This window comes from Nonomuraea sp. H19 (assembly GCF_052068215.1).
GTDB lineage: Bacteria > Actinomycetota > Actinomycetes > Streptosporangiales > Streptosporangiaceae > Nonomuraea.
In genome coordinates, this window is sequence record NZ_JBQHCV010000057.1 from 21,808 (window position 1) to 29,962 (window position 8,155).

At 69.7% G+C, this 8,155-nt stretch carries 7 protein-coding genes and 1 pseudogene; 4 read left to right on the top strand and 4 right to left on the bottom strand.

The window, feature by feature from the left end:
* Nucleotide 1 precedes the first annotated feature (1 nt).
* Together ACTMTI_RS54210 and ACTMTI_RS54215 are read left to right on the top strand one after the other, a co-directional pair.
* Nucleotides 2–823 carry an ABC transporter permease gene (locus ACTMTI_RS54210; RefSeq protein ID WP_441128927.1) on the top strand — a complete coding sequence of 274 codons (822 nt, stop codon included), beginning with the start codon at nucleotides 2–4 and terminating at the stop codon, nucleotides 821–823.
* Complete coding sequence (locus ACTMTI_RS54215; RefSeq protein ID WP_441128928.1) at nucleotides 820–2,208, top strand: ABC transporter ATP-binding protein; 1,389 nt, start codon at nucleotides 820–822, stop codon at nucleotides 2,206–2,208. The genes ACTMTI_RS54210 and ACTMTI_RS54215 overlap by 4 nt, the downstream gene beginning before the upstream one ends.
* A 326-nt stretch (nucleotides 2,209–2,534) precedes the next feature.
* Here ACTMTI_RS54215 and ACTMTI_RS54220 read toward each other — a convergent pair whose 3' ends face one another.
* Both ACTMTI_RS54220 and ACTMTI_RS54225 read right to left on the bottom strand, forming a co-directional pair.
* Nucleotides 2,535–3,107: a hypothetical protein gene (locus ACTMTI_RS54220; protein ID WP_441128934.1), complete on the bottom strand. Its 573-nt coding sequence runs from the start codon at nucleotides 3,105–3,107 to the stop codon at nucleotides 2,535–2,537.
* Nucleotides 3,101–3,364: pseudogene (locus tag ACTMTI_RS54225) on the bottom strand (beta-ketoacyl synthase N-terminal-like domain-containing protein); the annotation flags it as partial. The gene ACTMTI_RS54220 and the pseudogene ACTMTI_RS54225, both read right to left, overlap by 7 nt.
* Before the next feature lie 81 nt (nucleotides 3,365–3,445).
* On the opposite strand from ACTMTI_RS54225, the gene ACTMTI_RS54230 reads away from it, so the two are divergent.
* Complete coding sequence (locus ACTMTI_RS54230; RefSeq protein ID WP_441128929.1) at nucleotides 3,446–4,180, top strand: GMC oxidoreductase; 735 nt, start codon at nucleotides 3,446–3,448, stop codon at nucleotides 4,178–4,180.
* A 535-nt stretch (nucleotides 4,181–4,715) separates the two neighbouring features.
* Here ACTMTI_RS54230 and nagA read toward each other — a convergent pair.
* Nucleotides 4,716–5,996 (bottom strand): N-acetylglucosamine-6-phosphate deacetylase, encoded by a 1,281-nt coding sequence (gene nagA, locus ACTMTI_RS54235; protein WP_441128930.1) that lies wholly within the window; start codon nucleotides 5,994–5,996, stop codon nucleotides 4,716–4,718.
* 14 nt (nucleotides 5,997–6,010) lie between these two features.
* Here nagA and ACTMTI_RS54240 point away from each other — a divergent pair, with 14 nt between their 5' ends.
* On the top strand, nucleotides 6,011–7,225 hold the full coding sequence (locus ACTMTI_RS54240) for an ROK family protein (protein WP_441128931.1): 1,215 nt from the start codon (nucleotides 6,011–6,013) through the stop codon (nucleotides 7,223–7,225).
* Between the two features lie 310 nt (nucleotides 7,226–7,535).
* On the opposite strand, the gene ACTMTI_RS54245 is transcribed toward ACTMTI_RS54240, so the two are convergent.
* Nucleotides 7,536–7,823 (bottom strand): hypothetical protein, encoded by a 288-nt coding sequence (locus ACTMTI_RS54245; protein WP_441128932.1) that lies wholly within the window; start codon nucleotides 7,821–7,823, stop codon nucleotides 7,536–7,538.
* Nucleotides 7,824–8,155 lie beyond the last annotated feature (332 nt).

An 8,155-nucleotide genomic window follows, 5' to 3' on the forward strand; every position in this document is an offset into this window, starting at 1 on the left:
GGTGAAGCGTCGTGACCAGGGCAGGAGCGGCCGAATCCCGCCGGTGCTGCGCATTGTGCCGGCGCTGTTGTTGCTGCTGCTCTCCGTCGCGGGCCCGCTGCTGGCGCCGCAGCCGATGGACCAGCCGGTCACGATTCCGTACGGCCTGCCTGGGGCGGACGGGACGCTGCTCGGCGGCGACCAGCTCGGCCGGGACGTGCTGAGCAGGCTCCTGCACGGCGGGCGCGATCTGGTCTTCTCCTCCCTCATCGTGGCGGCGCTGGTGACCGCGATCGCCGCCGTCCTCGGGGTGGCCGGAGCGCTGCGGCCCGGGTTCGGGCGGTTCGTCGAGCGGGTGGCGGACGTGTTCATGCTGCTGCCTGCCGTGCTGGGCATCCTGCTCGTCACGCTCTCCTGGCCGGGCGGTGGCCGGCTCGCGATCGTGGTCGCGGCAGTGGCGCTCGCCGTCCCGTACGCGGTGCGCTTCATGGTCGCCGCGGCGGCGCCCATCGTGGTCACCGGCTACGTCGAGGCGGCGGTCGCGGGCGGCGAACGTACCTGGCACCTGATCCTCCGGGACGTGCTGCCCAACCTGCGCTCCACCGTGCTCGCCCTGTTCGGCCTGCGCTTCGTCGCGGCGGTCTACGTGGTGGCCACGGCCGCGTTCCTGCAGATCGGCCCCCAGCCGCCCGCCGCCGACTGGGCGCTGATGATCCGCGAGAACAGCCCGGGCATCGTCCTCAACCCCTGGGCCGTGCTGGCGCCCTGCATCGCGATCGGCCTGCTCGCCATGAGCGTCAACCTGGCGGCCGGTGCCCTCAACCCCAAGGCGGAGCGCACATGACCATCCACGCCGTCGTCGAAGCGTTGACCGTGGCCTCGCCGGACGGGCGCGAACTGGTGTCCGGTGCCAGCCTCACCGCCCGCGCCGGGCGGGTCGTGGCGCTCGTGGGTCCCTCGGGTTCAGGCAAGACCACGCTGCTGCGGGCCATGATCGGTGACCTTCCGGCGGGCTCAGCACGCCGCGCCGGCACGGTCGAGGTGCTGGGCGTGGACGTGCTCGGCTGCGGGGCGGCGGAGCTGCGCACGCTGCGCCGTACCCGCGTGGCCTATGTCGGCCAGGATCCGGGCTCGGCCCTCAACCCGTGGATGCGTGTGGACAAGCTGGTCACCGAGACCGGCTCGCGTGGAGAGGCGGCCGCGCTGCTCGAAGAGGTGCGCCTGACCGGCATCCCAGGACTGCTCAGACGCCGGGCGGGCGAGCTGTCCGGCGGCCAGCAGCGCCGCGTCGCGCTGGCCAGGGCGCTGGCCCGCCGTCCTGACCTGCTCCTGCTGGACGAGCCCACGGCCGGGCTCGACCCGTCGCTGCGCGACGAGATCAGCGACCTCCTCCGGCATCTGGCCGTCGAGCGCGGGGTCGCCGTGGTGCTGTCCTGCCACGACAGGGAGCTGGTCAGCCGGTTGGCCGACCAGGTGCTCGAGCTGCCCGGCGTGGCGCTCCCGCAGCCGATGCACTGTGCGCCCCTAGCTCCCGCCGCCGAGCCGGCCGAGGAGTCGGGGCTGCGGGCGCGCGGGCTGCATGCCGAAGTAGGCATGCAACGGATGCCGGTCCTGCACGGTGTGGACCTCGACGTGCCGTCCGGCACGGCCGTCGCCGTGGTGGGCCCGTCCGGTTCAGGCAAGACCACGCTTCTGCGCGCGCTGGCGGGCCTGCACCCGTTCTCCGCCGGTACGGTCACGCTCGACGGCGCCGCCCTCCATCCGAACGTCCGCAAGCGCGAACGCGACCAGCGCCGCAGGGTGCAGTTCGTACCGCAGAACCCCATGGGCGCGTTGAACCCCTCGACCACCGTGTCCGCGACCCTGGCCCGGCCGCTGCGCCTGCACCGCCGCTGCTCCCGCTCCGCCGTGCCCGACCGCGTGGCCGACCTGCTGAAGCGAGTGGGCCTGGGGCCCGAGCACGCGAGCCGGTACCCACGCGAGCTGTCGGGCGGCCAGCGGCAGCGGGTCTCCATTGCCCGCGCCCTGGCTGCCGAGCCCGACGTGCTGATCTGCGACGAGATAACCTCCGCCCTGGACGGCGACACGGCGGTGGCGGTGATGGAGCTACTGGCCCGGCTATGCCGCGACCGGAGCGTAGCCGTGGTGTTCGCCTCGCACGACCTGTCCCTGGTCGAGAAGTACGCCGACACAGTGGTCACAAGCGGCCCCGAAGAGGACACGCGTTAAGGTCTCGCGAGCCGGATCCTGTGCGGCGTCCGCTGCGCCTTCCACAGCCGCTGCGTCTCGACGCGGTACTTCAAATTTCCCGAGGCGATCGCGGAGGTCACCAGCCTGCTCGCCCCTGGCGACAGCAGGCGCTGAAGGGATCTCCGACTCGCGGAGCTGTTCGGCGTCGCCCGCGCGACGGTTTATCGGGCGGGCGAGCGTGCCGCCACGGGGTCCATGCTCGCCCGGTGAGGCCAGCGGCCTGAACGCCGGCCGACGGTCACATGTGGCGTCGGCCGCTTGGCGCGTCAGGTCGAGGAACGACTGGCCTGAGGGCTTCCCGTCGGTCAGGGGTTGTCAGGGAGCGGTGAAAGCAGCGAGACGTTCTGCCCGCCGAACCCGAAGGAGTTGCAGAGCGCTGCCCCAAGGCGCTGCTTACAAGGCTCGCCGCTGACGATGTCCAGCTCGACCTCGGGTGCCTTCTGTTCGAGGTTGAGGGTGGGCGGGATGACACTGTAGGTGACCGACAGAAGGGTGATGATGGCCTCGAGCGCGCCGGCGGCGCCGACGAGGTGGCCGATGCTGGATTTGGACGCGGTGAGAACGACGTCGTTTCCGAGTGCCCGCTGGATGGCGACTTCTTCCCCTACGTCGCCCACGACGCTGGACGTCGCGTGGCAGTTGACGTGGTCAACGTCCGCAGGCTCGAGTCCTGCGGCCGAGATAGCCTTGAGGATCGCCCGGATCTGGCCGGCGCCTGTCGGGTCTGGGCCGGTGATGTGGTGGGCGTCCGAGGTGATGCCGAAGCCAGCCAGCCGGCCAATCGGGCGAGCGCCCAGCCCGGCGCGAAGCCTGCACGCTCCAGGATCATGATGCCAGCGCCCTCGCCAAGCACGAAACCGTCGCGGCCGACATCGAATGGCCGTGAGGCACGCTCGGGGTCGTCGTCACGCTTTGACAATGTGCGTGCCTGGGCGAACCCGGCAATGGTCAGCGGCGCGATGGCAGCCTCCGCACCGCCGACAATGACGACGTCGGCCTCGCCGGATCGGATCAGCTGGGCGGCGAGGGCGAGGGCCTCGGCCCCCGATGCACACGCGGAGACTGGTGTGTAGACGCCGGCGCGGGCGCCATACTCCAGGCTGAGCCAGGCGGCTGACCCGTGTGGCATCAGCATGGGGAGGGCAAGAGGAGAGATCCGGTTTGGCCCTTTCTCCTCTATAAATCATCCCGGTTCAGGAGGTTGTTGATGCCACCGATGCCGGTGCCGATCACTACCGCGAGGCGGGCCGGGTCGACTTCAGGTGCGGCGGCATCGCCCAAGCCTGCTGGGCGGCGCCTCCACGACCACCTCACACTCGAATTGCGCTTCGCGGCAAGCGACGAACTGGTACGACGGCTTACCGGATACGAACGCCTGCGCCCACTGCCTGACGAGCAAGTCATCGGCAAGGCGCTATCGGCCGACGGCCAAGAACCATACGACCTGCATCTCCTGCCGTGGACCACCCGCACCGCCGATGGCTGGGCCTGCGTGCTGCCCGCAGCCTGCCTCACCCCACGCTCCCGGGGCACGCTCCGGCTCGCCTCAGGCGACCCGAGGTCCGCGCCGGTGATCGACCATGCCTACCTGACGGACCCCGAAGGAGCCGACCTCGCGGTGCTGCAGGACGGCATCGACGTGTGCCGGCGCATGGCGGCCTCAGCCGCGCTTGCTCCCCTGCTCAAAGCGCCGCTGGACGAGTTCAGTGCCGATCGGCGGGCGGGCGAGGCCGCGATGCGCGCTTCCGCCGCACACTATTGGCACCCGGTGGGCACCTGTGCAATCGGCTCTGACCCCTCCGCGGGCGCCGTGGTCGACGACAGCGGGCGCGTGCACGGCACCGACAACCTCTGGGTCATCGACGCCTCGATCATGCCCATGATCCCACGAGCCACCACCAACCTTCCGGTCGTCGCACTCGCCGAGCACCTCGTTCACACACTCCGCTGACAAAGCCACGCGGTAAGCGCTTGTCAACGACGTGACTGCCCACTGGCCGCGCGCCGCGTACGTCCGCTGCCACGTGAACACCCCGCGTCGCGTGGTGGTGCACGACGCTAGGGAGATGATGGGGAACCGGACCCGGCAGCCAGTCCCGGGGGTGCTCCGGTCCGCGTTCATTAAACGACCGTTAGACGAACGCGACGAAGGCCCAGCAAGGCCCCCACTCGACGCCGCCATCCCAGACCGTCACTCCGACCTGGTCGATACCGGCCGTTCCAGCCTACGGATCAGTCCTAGCGTTACTACCGGTCAGTAGAGTCCCGGCGCCCCGTTTCGCCTCGGCGAGCTCGGCGCGGCCACACACCTGAACTCTCCAGGCGTGGCGGCCGCGTCCGGGAGAAGGGCTCCAGGTGTTGGGGTTTCGTGGGATCCGTTGGGCCGGACGGACGCTCGCGCGCGCGTTTGTGATTTGACTGGTCAGATCCGGACATCGGGATCGCGGTGGAGGGCGATCAGGAGGCGACACACCGCCCGCCGGGCGCTACGCCGCTCCGCCCGGGGCGACGTCGGCGCTCGTTGCCAGTGTTCCGTGGACAACCGCGCCGTCAGCAATGACCGTGCGAACCCACAGGTTGTCCGTTAGGACGACGAGGTCGGCGTCCTTGCCGGGCTCGATGCTCCCGGTTCGTTCTCCCAGCCCGAGCATGCGCGCCGGCGTGGTGGCGGCGGCGACGGCGGCTTGGGTGATGGGGACTCCGACGCACTGCACGGCGTGCCGTAGCGCGCGGTCCATGGTGAGGGTGCTGCCCGCGTTGGTGATCCCGTCGAGCAGAGTGACTTTGCCGCCGCGGGCGAGTACGGGCAACGGGCCCAGGTTGAACCGCCCGTCGTCAACCCCGGCCGCCGGAGTGGCATCGGTGACCAACGCGATGCGTTCGGCGCCGGCGGCGGCGAACGCAAGACGTATGGCCGCGCTGTGCAAGTGGACACCGTCGTTGATGAGCTCGCAAGTGACGTTGTCGTGGGTGAGTGCGGCGCCGGCCGGACCTGGCTCTCGATGGTGGAACGGTCGCATGGCGTTGAACAGGTGGGTGGCCATGCTGGCGCCGGCCTCGAACGCCTGGTGTGCTTCGTCGTAGCTGGCGTCGGTGTGCCCTACCGCCACGACCGCGCCGGAGGCGACGACTTCGCGGACGAGGTCCATCCCGCCGTCCAGTTCGGGGGCGAGGGTAACGGTGCGGACGGCGCCGTCGCCGCTGGCGAGCAGGTGCCGCAAGGCGTTGACGTCCGGTGCGAGGACGTAGTCATTGTGATGGGCGCCCCGGTGGTTCGGGTTGAGGAACGGCCCTTCGAGGTGGATTCCGGCGATCGACCGGTGCAGCGGGTCGGGTGACCGCATGAGGGCGGCCACCGTGCGGGCCGCGGCCGCCATCTCCTCGACCGGTGAGGTGACGAGGCTGGCCAGTGTCCGTGTGGTTCCGTGACGGCGGTGAAACGCGATCGCGCGCAGGATCTCCTGTGGATCTTCCGTGGTGACCTGAGCGCCGTCGCCGCCGTGCATGTGCAGATCCACGAACCCGGGCAGCACGTAGTCCGATCCGAGATCATGAATCTCGGCGTCGGCCGACCGGGGCGGCTCCCCGTCTCCCACGGCCGAGATCCGGTGACCGTCCAGAGCGACCCAGCCGGGATCCAGCAGCCGGTCGGGTGTCACTACTCGGGCGTTGGCGAGGATCATGACCATCAGGCTCCTTTGCCGGGCGTGGACATCGCTGAAGTGATCAGCACATATTATTTTCGCAATGAGAAAAAAATCTAGCATGGAGACAAGGACTCTTGGTTGCGATCGGTGTGCCGGGTGCCGGTGACGACGGCGGGTCGGCGGCGGGACGCGTCCTTACGCTGTTGCATCGGCGTGGCCCGCTGACCCGCGCGGCGGTCACGGCCGAACTCGGCCTGGCTGCGAGCGCGGTGGGCACCGCCTTGGGGGACCTGACGGCGCTGGATCTGGTCCGCATCGGTGAACCGCCACGCGACTCCTCCGGCGCCCCGACCGGGCGCGGCAGGCCGTCTCCTGTCGTCGAGGTGCACCCCGACGGGCCCGTGGCCGTCGCCGTCCAGTTGAGTGTGGACCGAGTAACGGTCAGCCTCGTCGGTCTGGATCGCAGGATCAGTCACGTTCGCAAGCACGTTCTGGACAGCTCTGAGACGGACCCCGCCACCCTCATACCGGCACTGGCGGACGCGGTCTCCGATGCGGTACTGCGGACCGAGCGTCGATGCGTCGGGGTATGCGTTGCGATGCCTGGCTTCATCAGGGAATCTGACGGCTTCGTCCGGTCCGCCTTGCATCTGGGCTGGAACGAAGTGCCACTCGCACAGCAACTGGGCAGCATGTCGCCGATCGGCGTCCCCGTCGCCGTGGGGCGGGCCGCCACGCTGGCCGCCCTGGCCGAGTTCCGTTACGGGGCTGGACGCGGCGCCGCGAGCATGCTGGCCCTGAGCAGCGAGCGCGTCGGCGTCGGCGGCGGGTTCATCGACGCGGGCATACCGCTCACCGGGGGCGGCCACGCCTTGGAAGCCGGCCACATCATCGTCGAGCCAGGGGGGCTGCAATGCCCGTGCGGTGCGCGCGGCTGCCTGGAAATGTACGCCGACTCACGTGCGCTGCTACATGCCGCTGGTCGGCGCCGTCACCCCGGCCATGAAGACACCGTCACCGAGATCTTCGATGACGCCGCGGCCGGTGACCGTGCCGCACAGGAGGCGATCCGCCTCACCGCCGGCCATCTGGTGACGGGGTTGACCAGTCTCGTCAATACGCTCGCCCCGGAGCGCGTGGTACTCATGGGCTTTCTGGCCGACCTGTATCGAGCCGCCAAGGACTTCGTGCGCGATGGGCTGATGGCGTCCTCCGCCGTCGCTCGCGCCGGCCAGATCGACATCGTCACAGGCGACCTTCGACATGCCACTCTCGTGGGCGCAGCCGAAAGAGCCTTCGCCCCGCTGCTGAGGCAACCACGTACCATTCTGCGCACCGACCCGTCATGAGGCCGAAATCAACAGACGCAACCGCCTCGGGGACCGGTGTCAGGTTTGCCGAGGATCTACTGCCAGGCTTTCAGGATCAGGCAGCGTGGCCGGTCGAGCCATGATCAGCGATGCCGGTGGGCGTGGTCACGGGTGCGCGGCGGGTGCGCGGCGGTTGCGGCTGGGGTGAGGCGGTGACGGTCAGGCATGCCTGGACGTTGGCGAGCGCGAACGTGGGGGGCCGATCGGCGTCGTGCCGACGGGCTCGGAAAAGTCGCGGTGGCGGTCCTGCCGCGGTCGCCAGCTAAGCGATCGCGGCGGTGACCACTGTCTAGCCGATTTCGGTGCTCGTGCCGGTGACGATGAGCGCCCTCATGAAGGTCTCCTGCTGCGGGCGGGTCAGCCGGCTGCGGCCGCCGCTGTGATCGCGGTTGTGATGCGTTCCAGGTCGGTGTCGTCGGTGATGTACCCTTGTCGCCTTCGAAACGGACGTTCTGGCAGGGTTCGTGCTGGCGCGCGCGTCGGCCGGGCTGATCTGCTCGCCCTCGTCCGCCACGTCCTCCACGACCAGCGGCGATAACCCCGAAAACACCGTACCCACAAGATCGTCTACAAGCACGGCTCAGCGTGACGCTACAGCACGTCCCGTCACCACCAAATCTGCGACAGAGCCGCATTCCGGCCACACCCTCGTCAAGGCCGCTGCCGCTGTCCACGAGCTGAGCGGGACGGTCTTTCTGACGCACGGCCAAGCCGTCCCGTTGAGTGACGGTGGCAGCCAAGGGTCTGGGTATGTTGGCACGCCCGGCAGCAGGGGCGGCCGGCCTGGGCCGGCCGCCCCAATGGGTGACGTTACCGGGTCACCACGGCCGGATCCGGTAGGCGTGGATGATCGTCTGCTCGGCGGTATTGCCCGCCTGGTCTACCGTTCGGGCGCGCAGGGATACGAAG